Raw genomic sequence first — 20,999 nt, forward strand, 5'->3', positions numbered from 1 at the left:
ATACCGGAATTCTCTCGGAATTTACAACAAAATGAATATCTTCCTCATTCTCTTCCTGGCGATTCTCGCCATTGCCGTACTCCTGCGCTTTCGCGTAATGATCGGCCTCGCGATTCTCGCCGCCGGCGCCGTCATGTGGATTCTGAACGACCGGTCGCTCGCAACGCTCTGGTCGAGCGCTGTGGAGACGGCGACGCTTCCGAGAACCTACGACCTCATCTTCGCGCTCTACTTCGTCATGTGCCTTGAGGTGCAGCTGAGGAAATCCGGAACGCTGAAAGGCATGGTTGAGGCCCTGAACCGGCTCTTCTCCTCCTCGCGCATCACGCTCGCCGTCATGCCCGCATTCCTCGGGCTTCTGCCTTCTCTGGGCGGCGCCCGCTTTTCCGCCCCGATTGTTCAGGCGGCAAGCGAGGGGATGAATATTTCTCCGGCCCGGAAGGCCTCCACCAACTACTACTTCCGCCACGTCTTTGAAACCTCGAGCCCGACGGTCCCCGGGATGCTCCTTGCCTGCGCGATTGCCGGCATTCACCTCTCCGACCTCGTGCTTCACCTGATCTGGTTCGCCGCAGCCACCTTCATCGTGGGTTGGTTCGTGCTGCTCGCACCCCTGAAGGGCGAGGATCTCGTCAAAAAGGCGGTCTCGACAGGGACCTCGCGCCTCACGGACTTCGGAAACGTCGTCCTCGCAATCTCCCCGGTCGTTCTCAACATTCTTCTCATGCTCATCTTCAACATGCCTGCCGGCATTGCGATGGGCATCTCCGTTCTCGCCCTCATCCCGACCTTCTATTTCCTGAAGCGCCCCGTGCCCATCAAGGACATTTTCCTTGAGGCCTTCGACCGCAAGCTCCTTCTCAACGTCGTGATGATTCTCTACTTCATCTCGCTCCTTTCCGGCACCGGAGTGCTCGACGAAACGCTCGCGGCCTTGAAGGCGCTTCCGCTTCCGACCCCCGTGATCTTCGCGATGCTCTCCGTCCTGGTCGGCCTTCTCACCGGCATGTCCCAGGGCTACATCGCGATGGCCATGCCGATCTGCGCGGCCATTGCCCCGGGAAGCCTCACCTACGCCGGCATGGCGATGGTCTTCGGCTGCATCGGCCAGATGCTCACGCCCGTGCATCTCTGCTTCACGATTTCGGTGGACTACTTCAAGGCCGACTTCTTCCAGTCCTTCAAGCAGATCTTCATCTGCGAAGCGATCCTTGCCGTCATCTTCTCCGCCTGGACCTACTTCACGTGGGCCTAAGCACAAACGCTTAAGATTGAGCGTTCTAAAATATCCAATTCTTCTTTTCCGCTTCCCGGGCGAGGGGACTCCATCCGCCTCGCCCGGGAAGCGAACGAGTTTTTCCGGAGCTTTTCGACATGAAAGAAATTCGCACCCGCATCGCGCCGAGCCCCACCGGCATGATGCACCTCGGTACCGCGCGCACGGCCATCTACTGCTGGGCTGTCGCCCGTCACTTCGGCGGCAAGTTCCTGCTGCGCATCGAAGATACCGATCAGGTGCGCTCGACCAAGGAAGCCGTGCAGGTGATTCTTGACGGCATGAAGTGGCTCAACCTCGATTACGACGAAGGCCCCATCTATCAGATGGACCGTCTTGCCCGCTATAAGGAAGTGGTCGACCAGATGCTCGCCGACGGCCGCGCCTACTACTGCTACGCGACCCCGGAAGAACTCGACGAACTGCGCGAAGCGCAGCGCGCCCAGGGCCTCAAGCCCCGCTACGACGGCCGCTGGCGTCCTGAAAACTGCAAGGGCCGCCCGATTCCCGAAGGCGTGAAGCCCGTGATCCGATTCCGCAACCCCGACGAAGGCGCAGTGACCTGGGACGATGCCGTCTACGGCCCCATCACGGTTCAGAATTCCGAGCTCGACGACCTCATCATCATGCGCAACGGCATCCCCACCTACAACTTCGCCGTTGTGGTGGACGACTGGGACATGAAGGTGAGCCACGTGATCCGCGGCGCCGACCACATCAACAACACCCCGCGCCAGATCAACATCTACCGCGCGCTCGGCGCTGAAGTCCCCGTCTTTGCGCACCTCCCGCTCATCTGCGGCCAGGACGGCCAGAAGCTCTCGAAGCGCCACGGCACGGTGTCCGTTCTTGAATATGAAAAGAAGGGCTACCTCCCCGAAGCGATCTTCAATTACCTCGCGCGCTTGGGCTGGGGCCACGGCAACATGGAGAAATTCTCCCGCGAGGAGCTCGCCCAGGTGTTCGACCTCAAGGACTGCTCGCGCGCTTCCGCCCGCATCGACTGGAAGAAGCTCGATTGGCTCAACGGCCAGTACATGAAGGAAGCCGACGACGCTCGCCTCGCAGAACTCGTCCAGCCCCGCATTGAAGCCCGCGGCGGCCTCATTGAGAATGGTCCCGACCTCGTTCAGGTCTGCGGTCTGCTGAAGACCCGCAGCGCCACGCTTGAAGCGCTCGCCGACGCTGCGCTCTTCTTCTACGTTGAAAAAGACGCGGACCCCGAAGCCCTCGCCGCGGCCCTTGCCGACGGCGGCCGCGAAGCGCTCGCGCTCTTCGGCGAAAAGATGAAGGCTCTCGATGAAGTCACCCCTGAAAACGTCTACCACGCCATTCAGGCCGTGATGGCTGAGCGCGAAATCCCGATGAAGGTTCTTGCCACGCCGCTTCGCGTCGGCGTCTGCGTTGCCGACCGCACGCCGCAGATCGACCGCACGCTCTGCCTCATCGGCCGCGAAAAGGTGCTCGCCCGCATCGCGAAGGCGCTTGCCTAAAGGGGAAAGTCGCCTGACTTTGTTCCCAAGGGACTGTCCGAAAGGGCGGTCCCTTTCTTTTTTCGAGCTCTTGGGATCAACACACTTGCTTTTTTGAAGAGACTTCTGTATAGTTCGACCTCTCCGCAGTGATGTCCCCATCGTCTAGCGGTTAGGACGGCAGCCTCTCACGTTGTCAACTCCGGTTCGAATCCGGATGGGGACGCCAAGCATCACGGCGAAAAAGAAACCCTGCTCTTCCGGCAGGGCTTTTTTGTTTCCGGCGGAGCACTTTGGCGAAGCGCTTCTTCCAAAGCTGCTTTGCAACGATGTCCCCATCGTCTAGCGGTTAGGACGGCAGCCTCTCACGTTGTCAACTCCGGTTCGAATCCGGATGGGGACGCCAAATCGAATTCACATCGAAGAAAACCCTGCGGCAGATGACTCTGATGCAGGGTTTTGTGTTTTTAACGTGCCGTTTACTTGGCAAGCCGATGCTTGCCGCCGTGACGCCCGCAGGTGAGAAACCTCACGTCGCCTTGGCGCTCCGCGCGCATTCTTCTCGCTTCCCGGGGATCCACGAGAAGCGGCTCGGAGAGTTCAAGCCGGTCGCCGGGGGCGAGAACGTCGGTGAGTTCAGCCCGGCGCGCGTAAATCGAGAGGCCGAGTCCCGCTTCCTTCGGGTCGCGCCCGAGTGCAAGAACCGCTTCCTCAACCGTCGCGGCCTCGGGGAGTTCAATTTCGCGCTCTGCCGCAACGGCTTTCGCGCCCTGATGAGTAATCTCACAGATTGCAATTCGCATAGAAATCAGTTCGAACGCAAAGTCGATAGAATTTGACTTCCCGTCAAAGGAAAGAAATCAAAGCATTATCGCGGGCGCGCGGAGAATTGCAAGCGTCTTCTCCCTCAAAACCAGCATTCGAGCCTTCCGTTTGAGAAGAACCGGCCCGCACGTCAAGCACCCGAATTTTTAAGCAAGGCCACCTATGGCAACCAAAGCACAACAGAAAAACAAGGCCGGAGCCACCCCGCGCATCGTCAACAAGCGCGCGACCTTCGACTACACGATCGAGGAGCGCTTCGAAGCGGGCCTCGTGCTGCGCGGCTGGGAAGTAAAGAGCGTCCGTGCCGGGCGCACGCAGATCAATCTCGCCCACGTCTACATTCGCGACGGCGAGCTCTTTCTCTGCAACGCGCATATGAATCCCGCCGACCAGGTCTGCACGCACGAAACGCTCGAAACAAACCGCACGAGGAAGCTCCTCATGCACCGTCGCGAGATCATGAAGCTCATCGGCCGCGTCGAGCGTCAGGGCTATACGCTCATTCCCCTCAACCTTCACTTCAGCAAGGGCCGCGTCAAGGTCGACATCGCGCTCGCCCGCGGCAAGCGCGAATATGAAAAGCGCGCGGACGAAAGCAAGAAGGAATGGAAGCGCGAGCAGGAACGCATCATGAAGAAGGATTCGAGAGGCCGGAACGTCTATTGACGTTGTCGCTCTCCTTCAGGCAGAGAACCCAGCGGAAGAACAGCATCATGAGTCCAAAAGTCAGAAGTTTTGCCGGCATTCTCCTCGCGCTCGCGGCGGCGCTTGCCTCTGCGCGGACCGTCACGGACGACAACGGCGACAAGGTGGAGGTGCCCGACCGCCCCCAACGCGTCGTCGTTGCAAACATTCTTCCGCTCGCTCCCTATGCGGTTGCCTTTACGGGCGATCCCGCCCGCATCGCCGGCATGCATCCGGCATCGATGTCCGCAGCGAAAGCCGGACTTCTCGGGAAACTCTACCCGCAAGCGCTTCAGATCCCCACCCGGTTCATTCAGGGAGCCAACCTCAGCATTGAGAGCCTGATGGCGCTCAACCCGGACCTTGTGCTCATCAATGCCCCCGACAAGCGCATGCTCGAGCGCGTGCGCTCGGCCGGGCTCACGGCCTTCGGCATCAGCCCCGTCAAATGGAATTACGACGTTGAAGAGACTTTCGACGGGTGGACCCGGTCGCTTGAAAAGATCTTTCCCGACCAGAAGTCAAGGGGCGAAGTGCTCCGCGGCGAAATGAAGCGCGCGAAGGCGCTCGTGGAAAAGCGCATCAGCGCCATTCCGCAAGCGGAAAGAAAGCGCGTTCTCTTCATCGTCCGGGCCGATTCGCGCGAGCTCGTGGTTTCGGGAAAACGCTTTTTCGGCGAGTCCTGGTGCGCCCTTACGGGGTCCGAGAACGCAGCGGGCGGCATTGAAGCCGAAAACGCCAATGCCGCGGTCTCAATGGAAAGCGTCTACGCCTGGAATCCCGATGCCGTGATTCTCACGAACTTCACGCCCCTCATGCCCGAAGACATCTTCGAGAACCGGGATCAGGGCCGCGACTGGTCTCACGTGAAGGCCGTCCGGGAAAAGGCGGTCTACAAGATGCCGCTCGGGCTTTACCGCACCTTTACGCCTTCGGCCGACGCTCCCGTCACGCTCCTCTGGCTTGCCAAAACCCTTTATCCGAAGGCTTTTGAGGATCTGAATCTGGTTGAGGAAGCAAAGCGCTACTACCAGACGGGCTTCGGCGCGACGCTCTCCGACGACGAGGCGAGGGCCGTCTTCACGCATGACGCCGGGAGCGCCGAAAACGCCTCCGTGTCGGTCCGGAGCAGCCGATGATGAGTAAAGCGCCGGAATGCGGAGCGCCCGGCGCGCTCCTTGATGCCGAAAAACGCTCGCGGCACTTCCGGCTCACGCTGGCGCTCCTCATTCTGCTTTCCTTTGCAGCGGCCTTCCTTTCGCTTCTCGCCGGGCGCTACGGCCTGTCGCCCGCCGATACGCTCGATGCCCTCCTGCACCCGGAGGCGAAGACCCCTGCCGCGAGCATCGTCTGGAATGTAAGACTCCCGCGCATTCTCCTCGCTTTTATTGCAGGGGCGGGTCTCGCCGCCTCCGGCGCCGCCTTTCAGGCGCTTTTCGCCAATCCCCTCGCCGCCCCCGACACGCTCGGCGTTGCCACCGGCGCTTCCTTCGGCGCCGTGCTCGCCATTCTTCTCGGGCTCGGAGCCTTCGCCATTCAGGGGCTCTCCGTCCTCTCGGGGCTTGCCGCCATTGCGATCGTCATGCTCGTTGCCCGGGGACAAAACGGCGAATCGGGCTCCATTCTGATGATTGTGCTCGCCGGCATGGTGGTGGGCGCGCTCTTCACCGCTTTCGTGAGCATCGTCAAGTTTGCCGCCGACCCTCAGGACGTTCTTCCCTCCATCACCTTCTGGCTCATGGGGTCCCTCACCGGCGCCTCGATCCGCACGATTCTTCCCGGCCTCCCGCTCCTCATCCTGGGCGGCGCGATCCTCATGAGCCTCAGGTGGCGCCTCAACGCCGCGTCGCTCCCCAAGAACGAGGCGGAAAGCCTCGGCATCAACGTGCGGCTCATGCGGGGAACGGTCATTCTGGCCGCCACGCTCATGACGGCGTCGGTGGTTTCCCTCTGCGGCCTCATCGGCTGGGTGGGGCTTCTCGTTCCTCATGCGGCGCGTCTTCTCTTCGGCGCGGCCAATGAGCGGGTGCTCCCCGCTTCCATGGTCCTCGGCGGGCTCTTCCTCATTCTCATCGACACGGCGGCCCGCACCATGGCCGAGAGCGAGATTCCGGTCTCCATCCTCACGGCGCTCGTGGGCGCCCCCGCCTTCATCATTCTCATGCGCCGCGCCGGCAGACCGCTCTGACAGGAGGCCGAAAGCATCATGGACGTTCAGGTCAGAAACGGATCCTTTCACTATCCAGGGGGCGCCCCGGTCCTCAGGAACGTCAATTTCGAATTTGACGGCCGCGGCGTCTTCGCGGTTCTCGGACCCAACGGCGCCGGAAAGACAACGCTCCTCAAGTGCCTCCTCGGACTCATGCCCTGGAGCACGGGCGAGTCGCTCTTCAACGGCAAGCCCCTGAGCGATTGGCATCGAACCGACTTCTGGCAGCGCGCGGCATACGTGCCGCAGGCAAAGCTCTCGAACCTCGCTTCGCTCTCGATTGCCGAATACGTGGTCCTCGGCAGGAGCGCCCGGATCGGACTCTTCTCGTCGCCCGGCAAAGCCGACTGGATCCATGCCCAGAAAGCGCTCGAAGAGGTCGGAATCCCCCACCTCTCGCGCCGCCTCTGCTCGGAGGTCTCGGGCGGCCAGCTTCAGCTCGCGGCCATCGCCCGGGCGCTCGCGAACGACCCGGAACTCCTCATCCTCGACGAACCCGAAAGCAACCTCGACTTCCGCAACCAGGCGCTTATTCTCGAGGTCATCGACCGGCTCACCGAACGCGGCCCCGGCGTCATTCTCAACACCCACTTTCCCGCTCATGCGCTTTCGCGCGCGAAAACGGGCCTTCTCGTCCCCCGCGGGGAACCGCCCGTCTTTGCACCGGCCAGCGAAATCTTCACTGAAGCGGCGCTCTCGAAGCTCTTCGGCATCGACGTCAAAATCCGCACGCTTCAATTCGGCTCGAAAACCCTGCCCGTCGTCGCGGCGCTGCCTTGAAGGCCGTGGCGATTCATGCAGAAATCCGGATTCTGCACAAGACGACAACTTTGCAAAAACTACCACGTAAAAAATAGGTTTATAGAGATTATCAACTAGTTCCCTTTTCAAAACCCGGTACTTTAGTTCTGCATTTCTTGACAGTTGACTTCACGCGGGAGTATGTTTCGCACACTGCACCCAACGACTGAAAGCCGACTTTCAGTTTGAGCCGACAACAACAAAGGAAGAAGGAACATGGCTAGTCAGGACCGAGTAATCATCTTCGACACGACGCTGCGCGACGGCGAACAGGCGCTTCCGCAGAGCCTCTCCGAACGGCAGAAGCTTCAGATTGCGCTCGCGCTCGAAGAGCTCGGCGTTGACGTCATTGAAGCGGGCTTCCCCGTTTCCTCCCAGGGCGACTTCGAATCCGTTCAGCTGATTGCGAGAACGCTCAAGCATGCCGTTCCCTGCGGGCTTTCGCGCGCCGTGATCAAGGACATCGACGTGGCCGCCCAGGCGCTCAAGGCCGCCGAGCACTTCCGAATACACACCTTCATTGCCACGTCCTCGATACATGTGAAGGACAAGCTCCGCAAGACCTTCGACGACGTGCTCGCCATGGGCGTGGCCGCCGTCAAACAGGCAAGAAAGTACACGGACGATGTTGAATTCTCCTGCGAAGACGCGGGACGCACCCCGATCGATCAGCTCTGCCGCATGATTGAAGAAGCAATCAAGGCGGGCGCCACCACCATCAATATTCCCGACACCGTGGGCTACACGGTTCCGACCGAATTCGGCGGCATCATCACCCAGGTCATGAACCGGGTCCCCAACGTCGACAAGGCCGTCATTTCCGTTCACTGCCACAATGACCTCGGCATGGCGACGGCGAACTCCCTCACGGCCGTTCAGATGGGCGCTCGTCAGATCGAGTGCTGCGTGAACGGCTTGGGCGAACGCGCCGGCAACTGCTCTCTCGAAGAGGTTGCCATGGCCATCAAGCTCCGCTCGAAGATTCTGGGCGGCGTCGAAACCGGCATCATCGCGAAGAACATCGCCCGCACCTCCGCACTCGTTTCGAAGATCTGCCACGAACCCGTGCCCTCGCACAAGGCGATCGTGGGCTCGAACGCCTTCTCGCACTCGTCGGGCATCCATCAGGACGGCGTCCTCAAGAACCGCGAAACCTACGAAATCCTCACCCCCGAATCGGTGGGATTCAGCGGCAACACGATGCTCATGACCGCCCGCTCGGGACGCCACATGATCCGCGAATGCCTGAGGAAGTTGGGCTACGCCGACGACGAGTACGATCTCAACGACATCTACGCGCGCTTCCTGAAGCTCGCCGACAGGAAGGGCCAGGTCTTCGACTACGACCTTGAATCCCTCATCTTCTTCACGAAGCTCGACGAAGAGGACGACACCTACCATCTCGAGCAGATGAACGTGACGAGCGGCACGGCCTCGGTTATTCCAACCGCCACGGTGCGCCTGCGCGTCGGCCGCCGCACCCGCACGGAATCGAGCATCGGCAACGGTCCCGTCGACGCCTGCTACAACTGCATCACGCACCTGACGGGCGTCAAGTGCGTGCTGAAGAGCTACGAAATCAACGCCAACGGCGCCGGCATGGACGCGCTCGGCCAGGTGGACGTGACGGTCGAATACGAAGGCCGCATCTTCCACGGCATGGGCCTCTCGACCGACGTGATTGAATCGTCTGCCCTCGCGCTCCTCCATGCGATCAACAACATCGAGCGCGCGAAGAAGATTCACGCGGCGAAGAAGCGCCCCTCGCGCACGGTGAAGGCCGCTGCCGAGCAGGCCGCAAAAGCCGCTGAATAAAGATCAGGCTTCAAAGTCCGGGGAGAAGCGCCGGAGCGACTGAACGCCAGGCTCACCTCTCACTCCCCGGGCGGCGCCCAACCGTTTTACGACTGACCGCTTTCAGAACATTTTCTGGAGACGGCCGCCCTCTTTTTACCCCGTATTTCCTACCAGGATGACAGATATGACCCGCAACCACCGCATTGCAGTTCTCGCCGGCGACGGCATCGGCCCCGAAGTCATGCGCGAAGCGCTCAAGGTGCTCGACGCTGCCGGCGCCCGCTTCGGCTTTACGCTCGAACGCACGGAAGCCCTTGTGGGCGGCGCCGCCATTGATGCGGCGGGCACCCCCCTTCCGGAAGCGACGATTGCTGCCTGCGACAAGGCGGACGCGATTCTCTTCGGCTCCGTCGGCGGCCCCAAGTGGGACCATCTTCCGCATTCCCAGCGCCCGGAAGCCGGCGCGCTGCTTCCTCTCAGAAAGCGCTACAAGCTTTTCTGCAATCTCCGTCCGGCCCGCATCTTCCCCGGCCTCTCCGCGCTTTCGCCGCTTCGCGCCGACATTTCGGAAAAGGGCTTCGACATGGTGATCGTCCGCGAACTCACGGGCGGCATCTATTTCGGAACGCCGAAGGGCAGGAAGGGCGAGGGTGAGGATACGACCGCCTACGACACCGAGGTCTATTCGAAGCGCGAAGTCCGCCGCATCGCCGTTGCGGCCTTCGAAGCCGCCCGCGGCCGCAGAAAGAAGGTTGCCTCGGTCGACAAGTCGAACGTCCTCGCCTCCTCCGTCCTCTGGCGCGAAACCGTTGAGGAAGTCGCCCGCGACTATCCCGACGTCGAGCTCTCCCACATCTACGTCGACAACGCCACGATGCAGCTCATCCGCGATCCGGCGCAGTTCGACATCATGCTCTGCTCGAACATGTTCGGCGACATTCTCTCCGACGAATGCGCCATGATCACGGGCTCGATGGGGCTTCTCCCCTCGGCTTCGATCGGCGAAGGCGGCTTCGGCCTCTATGAGCCCGCCGGCGGCTCCGCTCCCGACATTGCCGGGAAGGGCATTGCCAACCCGGTCGCGCAGATTCTCTCGGCCGCGATGATGCTTCGCTATTCGCTCGGCGAAAAGGAAGCGGCCGACGCCATTGAAAAGGCGGTCCTCGACGCGCTGGCCGCCCGCGAAGTCACGGCCGATCTCGCCCGCGCCGCAGGGACCCACCCCCTCAACACGCGCGAAATGGGCGACGCCATCGTCCGCCGCATTGCCGAGGGAGCCTGAAAATGGGAAAGACGCTCTACGAAAAAGTCTATGACGCCCACGTCGTGATGCAGAAAGAGGGCGAACTTCCGCTCCTCTACATCGACCGCCACATCATTCACGAAGTGACGAGCCCGCAGGCCTTTGCGGGCCTGCGCGCGGCGGGACGCAAGCTCCGCCGCCCCGACCTCATGATCGCGACGATGGATCACGACATCTCGACCCAGCGCCCGACGCTTGAGGCCTGCATGCCGCTCGCGAAGAAGCAGGTGACGACCCTCATCGAAAACTGCCGCGAATTCGGCGTGAAGCTCTTCGGCCTCGGCGACGCCCGTCAGGGGATCGTGCACATCATCGGGCCGCAGGAAGGCTTTACGCTTCCCGGCACCACGCTCGTCTGCGGCGACTCGCACACGGCGACGCACGGCGCCTTCGGCGCCCTCGCCTTCGGCATCGGCACCTCTGAAGTCGAACACGTGATGGCGACCCAAACCCTGAAGCAGCAGCGCCTCAAAACCATGCGCATCCGCTGCGACGGCAGACTCGGGAAAGGCCTTTCCGCCAAGGATCTGATTCTCGCCATTGCCGGTCGCCTCACCACGGCGGGCGGCACGGGATACGCCGTCGAATTCGCGGGCGAGGCCGTCAAGGCGCTCACGATGGAAGGCCGCATGACGCTCTCCAACATGGCGATCGAAATGGGCGCCAAGGTGGGCATGGTTGCGCCTGACGAAGTCACTTTCGAATATCTGAAGGGCCGTCCCTACGCGCCGAAGGGGAAGGACTGGGACGAAGCCGTCGCCTACTGGCGCACGCTCGCCTCCGACCCCGACGCCAAATTCGACGCCGAGGTCGTGCTCGACGCTTCGAAGCTCGAGCCGCAGGTTACCTGGGGCACGAACCCAGGGCAGGAAACGGCGATTACGGGGAAGGTCCCCGTTCTCGAGTCCTTTGAGAATGTCGTCGCCCGCGAAAGCGCCGAAAATGCGCTCAAGTACATCGAGCTCGAACCGGGCGCGCCGATGACGTCTGCAAAGATCGACACCGTCTTCATCGGCTCCTGCACGAACGGACGCATTGAAGACTTCCGCGCCGCGGCGGAGATTCTGAAGGGCCGCAAGGTTGCGCCCGGCGTGCGCGCGCTCGCGGTTCCGGGCTCCGCCCAGGTCCGCGAGATGGCTGAAGCCGAGGGCATTGCGCAGATCTTCCGCGATGCGGGCTTCGAATGGCGTCTCCCGGGGTGCTCGATGTGCCTCGCGATGAACGACGACCGTGCGGAACCCGGCTCCCGCGTAGCGAGCACCTCGAACCGCAACTTCGTCGGCCGTCAGGGGCGCGGCAGCCGCACGCACCTGATGAGCCCGGCCTCTGCGGCGGCTTCTGCCGTTGCCGGCCGCATCGCTGACCCGCGCGACTATCTCTAAAGGAATTCCGGCAATGCAGAAATTCACCGTCTTCACGTCCGTCGCAGTTCCTCTGAACCGCGCCAACGTCGACACCGACCAGATCATCCCGAAGCAGTTCCTTCTTGCCGTCGACAGGAAGGGGTTCGGGCACCATCTCTTTCACGACCACCGCTGGCTCGACGCCGAGGAAACGAAGCCCAATCCCGAGTTCGTGCTCAACTACCCGGAATATAAGGGCGCCGGGATCCTCGTTGCGCAGGCCAATTTCGGCAACGGCTCAAGCCGCGAGCACGCCCCCTGGGCGCTCCTCGAATACGGCTTCCGCTGCGTGATTGCGCCCTCCTTTGCCGACATCTTCAAGAACAACGCGCTCGGCAACGGCCTGCTTCCGGTTGAGCTCAAGCAGTCTGAAATCGACGCGCTCTTCCAAAAGCTCGAATCCGATAAGGGCATGGAAGTCACCGTGGACCTTGAAAAGGAAACCGTCACGGCGGGCGACCTTCACTTCAGCTTCAAGGTGGATCCCTTCCGCCGCTGGATGATGTTGGAAGGCCTCGACGCGATCGGCCTCACCCTGAAGGACGAGGACAAGATCGCCGCCTATGAGGCGACGATGCCTGCCTGGCGCGCGAAGCCTCTCGGCTAAGCCGCACGCTTTTTGCTTCAAAAATCCCTTTTGCCCATGACTGGCTGCTTCCTCCTCAAAGCGGGGGAAGCAGCCTTTTTTCATTCGCGGCGGCTTGAAGTGCGGGATTTGAGCGTCAATGCCTTCAACCTTCTTCAGGCGCCTTCAGGACAACATTCCCTGCTCTTCGCCTCCAGGTTCTGAAAAGCGCTCTCTCAATGCCGGGATAGCTCTTAAGCCACTCCACCGCTCTATTGAGGAAGGTTCTCGAATCCCAGAGAATGACCTCGACATAAGCGCGCTCCTTTGACTGCGCTTCGCCGTAGATCATTGCTTCCTCCGGAAAGTCCGCCATGGCGCTCCTGAAGTCCTCGATCGCGCGGCGCTCGGATTCGTCCCGGGCTTCAGCATCCTCATCGGGCGCAAATTCAAAAGCGAAGAACCCTGCTGCGGCGCCGAGCCTCTGCATGGCATCAACGTCCCCTGTTTCGTCCGCCCGGTACTCATTCATAAAGGCCGCACATTTCGTAAATCCGGGACCAATATCGAAGTAGAGCTCCTTCGCCTCGGGATCGGGCTTGAGCCAAAATTGAAGCTTCTCCTCCAGAAGCGCCCGCATATCAAAATCCCGCGAGTTGGGCACATGTTCATGGAACCATTTTGAGAGCTCGCTCAACGAAATCCCGGGCGCTTCGCGGCGCGCCTTCAGGATGGAAATGCCGCGTACATTGCGCATGCTCACGGCTTCGCCCACCGCATCCTCAATCATCGTGCCGAGATCCTCGAAGACCGCCGGGGCATCGTCCTGAGAAATCCCGCGGAAGCTCTCCGCATAAAAGCTCACTCGCCAGCCCGAATCCTCCTGGTCCACCCAGAGCGTAAGCTCCTCCGGGCGGATCCCGGACCGGAATGCGCCTCTTCCCAAATGAATTTCCGGGCCGCGTCCCATTTGGAGGGACCATTCTTCCTTCAATGCTTCAGGCATCCGGTCGGCAAAATAGACGAGCGGAAACGCTTCGCTCAGCCTCCCCTTCGGCGAAAAGAAGAGGATTCCCCGACCGTTCTCATCAAGGCCAAGCCCGAAACCCCAGTTCATTGCGACCGGATGAAAAATTCTGGCTGCCCGTTCATTCGCTTCAACCATGCGTCCCTCGCGGAGCAAATCCATCACGATGGAGGCTTCGTCGGAGAATCGCTCCCAGGCATGCTTCACGCGCTCGCTGAAGGGCTTCAAAAAGATGGGAAGCGTCACGCCGCGTCTAGCCGCCTCGAGCCGCTCGATCGCATCCTCGTCTCCGGGCTTCTTCTGAAGCGCCGTTTCGAAAAACTTCAGCGCCTCGCCGTCCCGGTCGAGGAAGTAGAGCGCGTAGCCCATACGGTAGTTCCAGAGAAAAGTGCTGCCGGCGGCGCTTCGCGATGCGCTCAGAATTTCAATCGCTCTCTCGAACCGTTCGTCGTCGCCGGGTTCGGCGATGTTGTTGTAGGCGCGGGCAAGTTCGCCGGAGAGCCGCCACGTGCGCTTTTCAGGAGGAAGCGCTTCCAGAAGATCAATGATTCTTTGGTATTCGGAGAGCTCGTTCAGAGCCTCCACTTTCTCGAGCAATGCCTTCTCGCCGGATTCGTATTCGACGTCATCCTGCTCGCCCCTCAGCTGCGACGAATTGTCGGTGCTGATATGACTTAAGTCATAGTGCTTCGCGTTTTCCTGATCGGGCTTTCCTTCCCCATCTGCCGGATAGATGCTGACGATCCGATTCTGCCGCACTTCAACCAGAAGGGGATTCTGAAAGCCCTCGAGCGCGGAGGGCAAAAGGCGCGCAAGTCCCGCGAGCCACCAGGCCGGCATATGCGAAAACCCGGGCTCATTCATGCGAAAGACCATTTCCACCTCGCCCTTGCCGAACGTAAAGGTTCCGCGGCAGAAGGGATCGTCGGGCGGCTCCGCAGGCGTCCAGTCCTTGAGCGGCAGAGCTTTTTTCGCCGCCAGAAGCCCTTCCGGATCCGTAAGAATGCAATGGCAGGAACGTATTTTCTCGAGCAGCTCGCCCGAGGGAAGCGCATCCTCGCGCAATGCCTTGTCTGCTTCAGGATCAATGAGGTGATATTCCATCTGAGCAAGATTGGCGCCTCGCTCAATATCCTCTCCGAGGATCAGAAATTCCGGGTCATCGGGCATGAGCTCAAGTCCGCGCTTCTGCGCTTCCCAGGCCTCGGCCCTAAGTCCGAGATGGGCGCAGATCCTCCCAAGAAGGAGCCATCCCCAGGGATAATCAGGCTCTTCCGCCACGGCGCGTTCGGCCGCAGCCTTCGCCTCATCGATTTTCCCGAGATAGTTGAGCGCCGCCCCGAGCCGATACCAAAAGACGCCGCAGCCCGCGGCATTCTGCTCAGCACGCCGAAGAACCTTCACGGACCGGACGTACTTTTCGTAGCTGTCCATGTTGTTGAGCGCATAGGAAAGCCGGAGCGCGGCTTCGAGGTCCTCCGCAGCCTCTTCTTCCGTAAAGCGGCCTTCGGAAATGCCCTTCGCAATCTTCTCGTCGATGAGATGCTCCATGCGCCAGGCATACATGGAATGCCCGTCATCGAGGAGATCGAGCTCCTCGCGATCCGCGTCGGTGAAAATTCTGCCTTTCGGGATGGACATGATTTTCTCCTTCCTCTCTGTTTTGTTTATGCGTTCTGCCTCGGCAGATGACTTTCTTCCATTAAATCAGATCGGAGGCGCAGATGCTTCCAGAAAAAATGAAGCCCGGCAGCGGAACGCATCCGGCTGCCGGGCTTTCAGGAAACGAATCCCGTCAAAAGTCTTTAGCGAACAGAGAGCTTGACATCTTCCGTAATGGCGCCCGTATAGCGGGCGATGTATTCACCCTTTTCGAGCTTCGGCGGCACGAAGAAGGTGCCCGTCGAAACAACCTGGCCGGCCGCAAGCTTTCTGCCGCGCTTGGCAAGCGCCTCAACGAGCCACTTGAGCGCATGAATCGGCTGATCGAGCACTTCCGTCGAGTCGCCCGACTTGATGACCTTGCCGTCCTTCAGGAGATCCACATGGATCTTGAGGAGGTCTTCGAGCTTAAGCTTCGTGCCGTCCACCGGCGTGCCGTGAATGATGTAGCCGCCGACGGCGCAGTCCGCGACGACGAGATACTTGTTGAGGGCCGGGAACCAGGCCTTGAAGCGCGCATCCGGAACCTCAATGCCGCCCGCGACGGTGACGTTCCTGAGGAGCTCTTCGTCGGACATCCCGGGCTCGAGATCAACCTTCGGGATCATCGAGAGCTCGACCTCAATCAGAGGCTCATTCATTTCGGCCATCTGAAGGACGGCGGGAGCCGCAAGGATGCGCGAGGGAATCTGTTCGCCGAAGAGCGGCTCGGTCGTCCCGAACATGTCCTGGGTCGTCTTGCTCGTGAGCGAAATCTTGTAGCCGCCCGTAGGCTCTCCCTTCTGCTCGGCAACCGCGCGCTGCACTTCGTACGCCGTTTCGAAGTCGTTGAGAATGCCTTCGCAGGCCTTCATTTCGAGCGGAGCATTGTTCTTATATGCCTCAAAGAGCGCCTTAGGGAGTGTGGAAAGATTCATCGACTTGCCTCATGAAAATAAATGCGCAGCCCGCGTTTTTTCGCATCACGCTCAAACCGCTGCTGCTCAACAAAAAGATGGGTGTTTTCTCCTGAAGGGACGAACGTCTGACGGACGGGATCCTCACCGCCCTCCGGAAACGTCACATCCCGAATTTCGCAGAGAATATTCTTTAAAGAATATCGTCTTCACATCGTGAAAACACCCGCATCTCTAAGCAGAACGCCTGAATCGAGGACGTATCAGCGCATAGAGCGTCGTTTTGCGGGCCTGAACCTCAGGCGCCGCCAATTCTCGAAAACGCTGAGAGCCGCTCTCCTCCTTGAGCTCTAAGATTTTGAAGTCAGACTTTATTACTCATCTGCCTTTCCCCGATCCGGCATGCACGACCTTTCCGTCTTTTTTGCCATCACCTTCGTTACCGTCCTCACCCCCGGCGCCGGCGTTCTCTTTACGATTTCCTCGGCCCTGAGAGGCGGCATGCGCTCCGCCTGGCAGGCGCCGCTCGGGAACGTCCTCGGTTCCTTCGTGATTGCGCTCCTCTGCGCAGTGGGGCTGGGCGCCGTTCTCACCACCTCGCCCGTCCTCTTTACAGCGCTTCAGGTCGTCTCGGCGATTGTCCTTCTCTACCTCGGCTGGCGCGCCTGGCACAGCCCGGCAAAGAGCTTCCGTTCGCTCGAAGAGGGCGGCATTGAATCCGAATCGGGACCTAAGCCCCGGGGGTGCTCCCTCTTTCTCTCGGCCTTTCTGCTGCAGCTCACGAACCCGATGCTTTTCGTCTACCTCGTCTCGCTCCTGCCTCAGTTCGTGGCGCCCGAGGATCCGTACGTCGAGCGCATGGCGGTCCTTCTCGCCATCTTCGCAGGCACGGGCATCGTCATTCACTTCTGCTACAGCTACTCGGCCGCATGGGCGAGACGCTTTCTCTCGGGCCCGAAAGCCTCCACCATCATGAACCGCGTCTCGGGAGCGCTCTTCATCTTTTTCGGCGTGAGCGTGCTCGTAAAGGCTGTTGCCGCTCAGATGGGATGACGGAGCGCCTCCATTGTTGAAGAAAGGCCGGAAGGAATGCCTCCGGCCTTTTTCATTTCGGGAGCACGCTTCGCCCGGGAATCCTTCTCTTTACTCGTCGTAGCGGATCAGGGCTTCCGTGAGAACACGCGCGGCCGCAAGGAAGTCGTCCATCTTCATGGCTTCGTCGGGATTGTGCGATCCCTTCTGGTTGGCAATGAAAAGCATCGCAAAGGGGATCCCCGCCGCACCGAAATTCGCTGCATCATGGCCGGCGCCCGAAGGCATTTCCATGACGCCGATGCCGAGCGACTCGGCGCCCTTTCTGAGATGCGCCATCAGCACCGGATCGGAATGATTGGGCGGAATGATGATGGAGGGATCCGATTCAAAGGTCACGCCCATCTCCTGAGCGATCTGATCGAGCTCCCGGTCGATGACGGCAGAGAAGCGCTCAAAGGCCTCATCGTCAAGCGAGCGCATGTCGAGCGTCATCTCGCATTCGCCCGCAATCTTATTTGGAATCGCCGTGTCGGGCGTGCGGATCGAGCCCGTCGTCACGACCAGGTCGTCGCCCATCGCGAGCGCATGCGCCCATTTGTCGTAGATGTGCGAAACAAAGCGCGCGCAGGCGCAGGCCGCATCATGACGGAAGGGGAAGTCGATTGCGCCAGCATGCGCGCCGACGCCGATCGCGCGGATTTTGCGGTTGAGCCGTATGCCGCGAATTCCGGTGACAAGACCCACGCGCGCGGTCTTCGAGTTGTCGAGCTTCGAGCTCTGCTCGATATGGGCTTCAAAGAAGGCTGCGATCTTCGTCAGATCCATCAGGGGCTTCCCGCCCGTGAGCTTCTCAACATCAAGACCGTGCCCCGCAAGAAGCTCGCCCAACGTGGGCGCCCCTGCAATGAAGCGGCGGTCAAGGTCGACGGGCTTCAATTTCCCAAGGAGCCCGGTGGAGCCGACGAGCCCCTGCTCCTCAGAGCGAAGCACAAGCACCCGGTAGTCGCGCGGGAGCACGATGCCTGTGGCCTTCAGCCAGAGAACCGGGCAGAAAGCCGCGGCAATGCCGGCAAGCCCGTCGTAGTTTCCGCCGTCCAGCACGCTGTCGGCGTGGCTGCCGGAAACGAGCGCCGGGAGAGACCGGTCGCGCCCGGGAAGCGTAAGCCAGAGGTTCCCAGCGCCGTCGACTTCCGATTCAAGGCCGAGCGCCTCGCCCGCACGCTTCAGATATTCCACCGTCCGGTCTTCCTCGGGCGAGTAGCCGAGGCGCGTGACGCCGCGTCTCGGGGCGGGCGAACGCGTGAGTTCCCGAACATCGGAAAAAAGCTTTTCAATGAATGGTCCGCAGACGCGGGCGAAATCAGGAGTGTTCTGGGTCATGGCAAAAGTAGGGGAAAGCAAAAAAGAAAATCCCCGGAGCTTCTCATTCATGAAAGGACTCCGGGGACGTTTCTGGCGTGACGCGCCTCAGGCGTTACTTCAATTCAGCTCCGAGGAAGTTGAGCGCCGTCTGCGTATGGAGCGCTGCGCCCTTCACGAGCACGGATTCATCCACCGTATAGCACATGTGATGCTGCGGGTAGACGGCATTGCAGGCGGGGTTGCGGATGCCGAGAAACACCATGGCGCCCGGAATCTTCTCCTGATAGTAGGCGAAATCCTCGCCGCCCATCGTCTGTTCGGCTTCGACCACCTTGCCTTCGCCGAAAATCTTCGTGACGGCTTCTGCCGCCAGGTCGCAGATCTTCGGATCATTCGTCGTCACCGGAACCAGGTACTCGTAATTGACTTCAGCGGTGCCTCTCATCGCTTCGGCCGTGCACTTCGCAATGCGGGTGATGCGCTCGGCAAAGCTGTCGCGGATTTCCTTAGAGAAGGTGCGGGTCGTGCCTTCCATCACCGCGTCGCCGGCAACGACATTAAAGCGCGTGCCGCTCGTCAATTTGCCCACCGTAACGACCGCCGTATCAATCGGGGAGAATTCGCGCGAAACCATCGTCTGCAGGTTCATGACGATCGAGGCCGCCATCACCAGCGCGTCCGTGCCGTGATGGGGCTGCGCGCCGTGCGTGGACTTTCCCTTCACGGTAATGGTGAACTTGTCGCCGCTCGCCATCGTCGGGCCCTTCCGGATGCCGACGGTGCCGGCCGGATAGTCCGCCCAGACGTGCATGCCGAAGCAGGCGTCGACGCCGTCGAGCGCGCCCTCGGCAATCATCGACTGCGCCCCGCGGCCGATTTCTTCGGCAGGCTGAAATGCGAGGAGAACCGTGCCCTTGATCTGGTCGCGCACGTCGTTGAGCATTCGTGCAGCGGTGAGGAGCATCGAGATATGGCAGTCGTGGCCGCAGGCATGCATGACGCCCTCATTCTCGCTTGCAAAGGGAAGACCCGTTTTTTCCGTGACGGAAAGCGCGTCGATGTCGCCTCTCAGCATGATGGTCTTCCCGGGGAGCTTTCCTTCAATGCGCGCGAGGGTGCCCGTTCCCATGCCGCAAACTCTCCAGGGAATCTCCGCCTTATCGAGTTCCTCGCGGATGCGCTCAGCGGTCTTCACCTCCTTCGTGCTTTCCTCGGGGTGCTGATGGAAATAGCGGCGCATCTCGATCTGATATGCGCTGTACTTTTCAATAAGGTCCTGCAAAGTCATTTTTGATTGCGTCCCAAAAAACGACATAAGGCGCTCCCATCCGAGCTTTCTCTCCAGAAAGCTCCTGAACGCCTTATGTCAGGAAGAAATAGATATCAGAGGAACTTCACGAAGATGCCCGCAAGCACCACGGAAGTAATCGTCACCGTGACGAACCCGCCCACGATCATCGAGGGGAAGAGACGGCTCATCAGATAGTCGACCTCTTCCTTGTTTGCCCCTTCGTCATGGCAGATCTTTTCGGTCATGATCGCGTCAAAGGGGAAGCCGTAGAGCGCGGTGAGGCAGTTGGCGTAGCCGAGCCACGGGGAGATCTTTAGGATCCTGCCGACAATGAACGCCATGATGCCCATGCCGCAGAGGCCGATCACGAGCAGAATCAGCATCGGTCCGATCAGGTCGAAGAGAAGCGCCGGCGTGCAGTCGGCCAGGCCGCTGTAGACGAACATGATCAGCGCGAAGAAGAGGAGGTCCTTCGAACCCGTCTTGCTCAGCACGTCAGGCTCAAGGAACCCGAGGCGGCAGAAGATGACGCCGAGAACGAGCGCCCAGATTGCGCCGCTCACGCCCGTGAGAATGCCGATCACGAGGGCAAGCCAGCCGACGAGGGCAAGCTTGAGCAGCACGAAGAAGGGCGTATTCCAGGATTCCGGCACGGCAAGAATGCCGCGCTTTTCATTTTCCGGAAGCGCCATGGCTTCCGCCATCACGCGGCGGCTGTCGACAACGGCGCCGCCCTCCGGATGACCTTCGCGCGCTTCCTTCAGGAGCTTCTGCGCCTCGCGCTTGAGGCAGATTGCCGTAAGCGGGTAGCCCGCAAAGCCCTGAATGCAGTACATCGAAATGGCAAAGACTGCCGCCACGGGGAGACCGGCGTCCTGAGCCGCCTTCTGCATCATGGTCGTCGCAACAATGCCGCCTGCGAGCGGAGGAAGACCCGTGATGACGAGTGTCTTATCCATGAGAAGCGGGCAGACGAACCAGGCAAGAGAGCACATGCCCAGAAGCCCGGCGAGGCAGATGATCACGGTCTTCCACTGCTCGAGAAGGCGCTTCAGGGAAAAGAGCGTGCCCATGTGAGCAATCAGAAGGAAGATTGCAACGGTCGAGCCCAGCTGCAGGATCTTGGCGTCCGCCACCACCGTCTTCGGGAGGAAGGTCCAGAAGCAGAGAAGAAGAATGACTGCGGAAATGAAGACTGAGGGAATCCAGCCCTTGGTGAGCTTGGAGAGCCATTCGCCTAAGAGCACTACCACGAGGCAGGCGACGAATGCGGACATGAAGTTGTAAAGCATGAATATTTCTCCTGCAGACAAAGGCTGCGCGTCAGGCGCGCGCTTTTCCTGCCTTTATCCGTAAGACTGATTCTAGGTAGAACCCGTTTTCAAGCCCGC

General features: G+C 60.6%; 17 protein-coding genes and 2 tRNA genes. 13 read left to right on the forward strand and 6 right to left on the reverse strand.

Annotated features, from left to right (window positions below; translation table 11 throughout):
- The first annotated feature begins 31 nt into the window (after positions 1-31).
- The 4 genes from FG381_RS05085 (at position 32) to FG381_RS05100 (ending at position 3,154) form a co-directional block, all read left to right on the forward strand.
- Positions 32-1,255, forward strand: a complete 1,224-nt coding sequence (locus FG381_RS05085) for a DUF401 family protein (protein ID WP_139687830.1) — start codon at positions 32-34, stop codon at positions 1,253-1,255.
- A 119-nt stretch (positions 1,256-1,374) separates the two neighbouring features.
- Positions 1,375-2,769, forward strand: coding sequence for a glutamate--tRNA ligase (gene gltX / locus FG381_RS05090; RefSeq protein ID WP_139687831.1), 1,395 nt, complete (start codon positions 1,375-1,377; stop codon positions 2,767-2,769).
- A 133-nt stretch (positions 2,770-2,902) separates the two neighbouring features.
- A tRNA-Glu gene (locus FG381_RS05095) sits at positions 2,903-2,977 on the forward strand.
- 102 nt (positions 2,978-3,079) lie between these two features.
- Positions 3,080-3,154 (forward strand) — tRNA-Glu (locus tag FG381_RS05100).
- Between the two features lie 73 nt (positions 3,155-3,227).
- Here the strand turns inward: FG381_RS05100 and FG381_RS05105 are convergent.
- The gene (locus FG381_RS05105) at positions 3,228-3,551 is read right to left on the reverse strand and encodes an RnfH family protein (protein WP_139687832.1); all 324 of its coding nucleotides are present in this window, start codon (positions 3,549-3,551) and stop codon (positions 3,228-3,230) included.
- Between the two features lie 184 nt (positions 3,552-3,735).
- On the opposite strand from FG381_RS05105, the gene smpB reads away from it, so the two are divergent.
- The 8 genes from smpB to leuD all read left to right on the forward strand — a co-directional run bounded on the left by smpB (position 3,736) and on the right by leuD (position 12,377).
- Positions 3,736-4,239 carry an SsrA-binding protein SmpB gene (smpB, locus tag FG381_RS05110; protein WP_139687833.1) on the forward strand — a complete coding sequence of 168 codons (504 nt, stop codon included), beginning with the start codon at positions 3,736-3,738 and terminating at the stop codon, positions 4,237-4,239.
- Between the two features lie 47 nt (positions 4,240-4,286).
- Positions 4,287-5,396, forward strand: coding sequence for an ABC transporter substrate-binding protein (locus FG381_RS05115; RefSeq protein WP_139687834.1), 1,110 nt, complete (start codon positions 4,287-4,289; stop codon positions 5,394-5,396).
- Positions 5,393-6,445, forward strand: a complete 1,053-nt coding sequence (locus FG381_RS05120) for a FecCD family ABC transporter permease (protein WP_139687835.1) — start codon at positions 5,393-5,395, stop codon at positions 6,443-6,445. Before FG381_RS05115 ends, FG381_RS05120 begins: the two co-directional genes overlap by 4 nt.
- Before the next feature lie 18 nt (positions 6,446-6,463).
- The gene (locus FG381_RS05125) at positions 6,464-7,246 is read left to right on the forward strand and encodes an ABC transporter ATP-binding protein (protein WP_139687836.1); all 783 of its coding nucleotides are present in this window, start codon (positions 6,464-6,466) and stop codon (positions 7,244-7,246) included.
- Positions 7,247-7,483: 237 nt separating this feature from the next.
- The gene (gene leuA, locus FG381_RS05130) at positions 7,484-9,082 is read left to right on the forward strand and encodes a 2-isopropylmalate synthase (protein WP_139687837.1); all 1,599 of its coding nucleotides are present in this window, start codon (positions 7,484-7,486) and stop codon (positions 9,080-9,082) included.
- Between the two features lie 166 nt (positions 9,083-9,248).
- A complete protein-coding gene (gene leuB / locus FG381_RS05135) occupies positions 9,249-10,346 on the forward strand; it encodes a 3-isopropylmalate dehydrogenase (protein ID WP_139687838.1) in 1,098 nt (365 codons plus the stop codon).
- Between the two features lie 2 nt (positions 10,347-10,348).
- A complete protein-coding gene (gene leuC, locus FG381_RS05140; protein WP_139687839.1) occupies positions 10,349-11,749 on the forward strand; it encodes a 3-isopropylmalate dehydratase large subunit in 1,401 nt (466 codons plus the stop codon).
- 13 nt (positions 11,750-11,762) lie between these two features.
- Positions 11,763-12,377, forward strand: a complete 615-nt coding sequence (gene leuD / locus FG381_RS05145) for a 3-isopropylmalate dehydratase small subunit (RefSeq protein WP_139687840.1) — start codon at positions 11,763-11,765, stop codon at positions 12,375-12,377.
- A 124-nt stretch (positions 12,378-12,501) separates the two neighbouring features.
- Here leuD and FG381_RS05150 read toward each other — a convergent pair whose 3' ends face one another.
- Positions 12,502-15,003 (reverse strand): tetratricopeptide repeat protein, encoded by a 2,502-nt coding sequence (locus FG381_RS05150; RefSeq protein ID WP_139687841.1) that lies wholly within the window; start codon positions 15,001-15,003, stop codon positions 12,502-12,504.
- Between the two features lie 164 nt (positions 15,004-15,167).
- Positions 15,168-15,941, reverse strand: coding sequence for a 2-keto-4-pentenoate hydratase (locus FG381_RS05155; protein WP_139687842.1), 774 nt, complete (start codon positions 15,939-15,941; stop codon positions 15,168-15,170).
- 381 nt (positions 15,942-16,322) lie between these two features.
- Between FG381_RS05155 and FG381_RS05160 the strand changes: the two genes are divergently transcribed.
- The gene (locus FG381_RS05160) at positions 16,323-16,973 is read left to right on the forward strand and encodes a LysE family translocator (protein WP_139687843.1); all 651 of its coding nucleotides are present in this window, start codon (positions 16,323-16,325) and stop codon (positions 16,971-16,973) included.
- 90 nt (positions 16,974-17,063) lie between these two features.
- Here the strand turns inward: FG381_RS05160 and FG381_RS05165 are convergent, their stop codons facing one another.
- From FG381_RS05165 to FG381_RS05175, 3 genes are all read right to left on the reverse strand, one after another.
- Positions 17,064-18,335, reverse strand: coding sequence for a Zn-dependent hydrolase (locus FG381_RS05165; RefSeq protein WP_139687844.1), 1,272 nt, complete (start codon positions 18,333-18,335; stop codon positions 17,064-17,066).
- Positions 18,336-18,429: 94 nt separating this feature from the next.
- Entirely contained in the window at positions 18,430-19,605 is a 1,176-nt protein-coding gene (locus FG381_RS05170; protein ID WP_139687845.1) for an amidohydrolase, read from the reverse strand.
- A 95-nt stretch (positions 19,606-19,700) separates the two neighbouring features.
- A complete protein-coding gene (locus tag FG381_RS05175; RefSeq protein ID WP_165697842.1) occupies positions 19,701-20,900 on the reverse strand; it encodes a hypothetical protein in 1,200 nt (399 codons plus the stop codon).
- Positions 20,901-20,999: the final 99 nt, after the last annotated feature.

Source organism: Sutterella faecalis (genome assembly GCF_006337085.1).
GTDB classification, from domain to species: Bacteria; Pseudomonadota; Gammaproteobacteria; order Burkholderiales; family Burkholderiaceae_F; genus Sutterella; species Sutterella faecalis.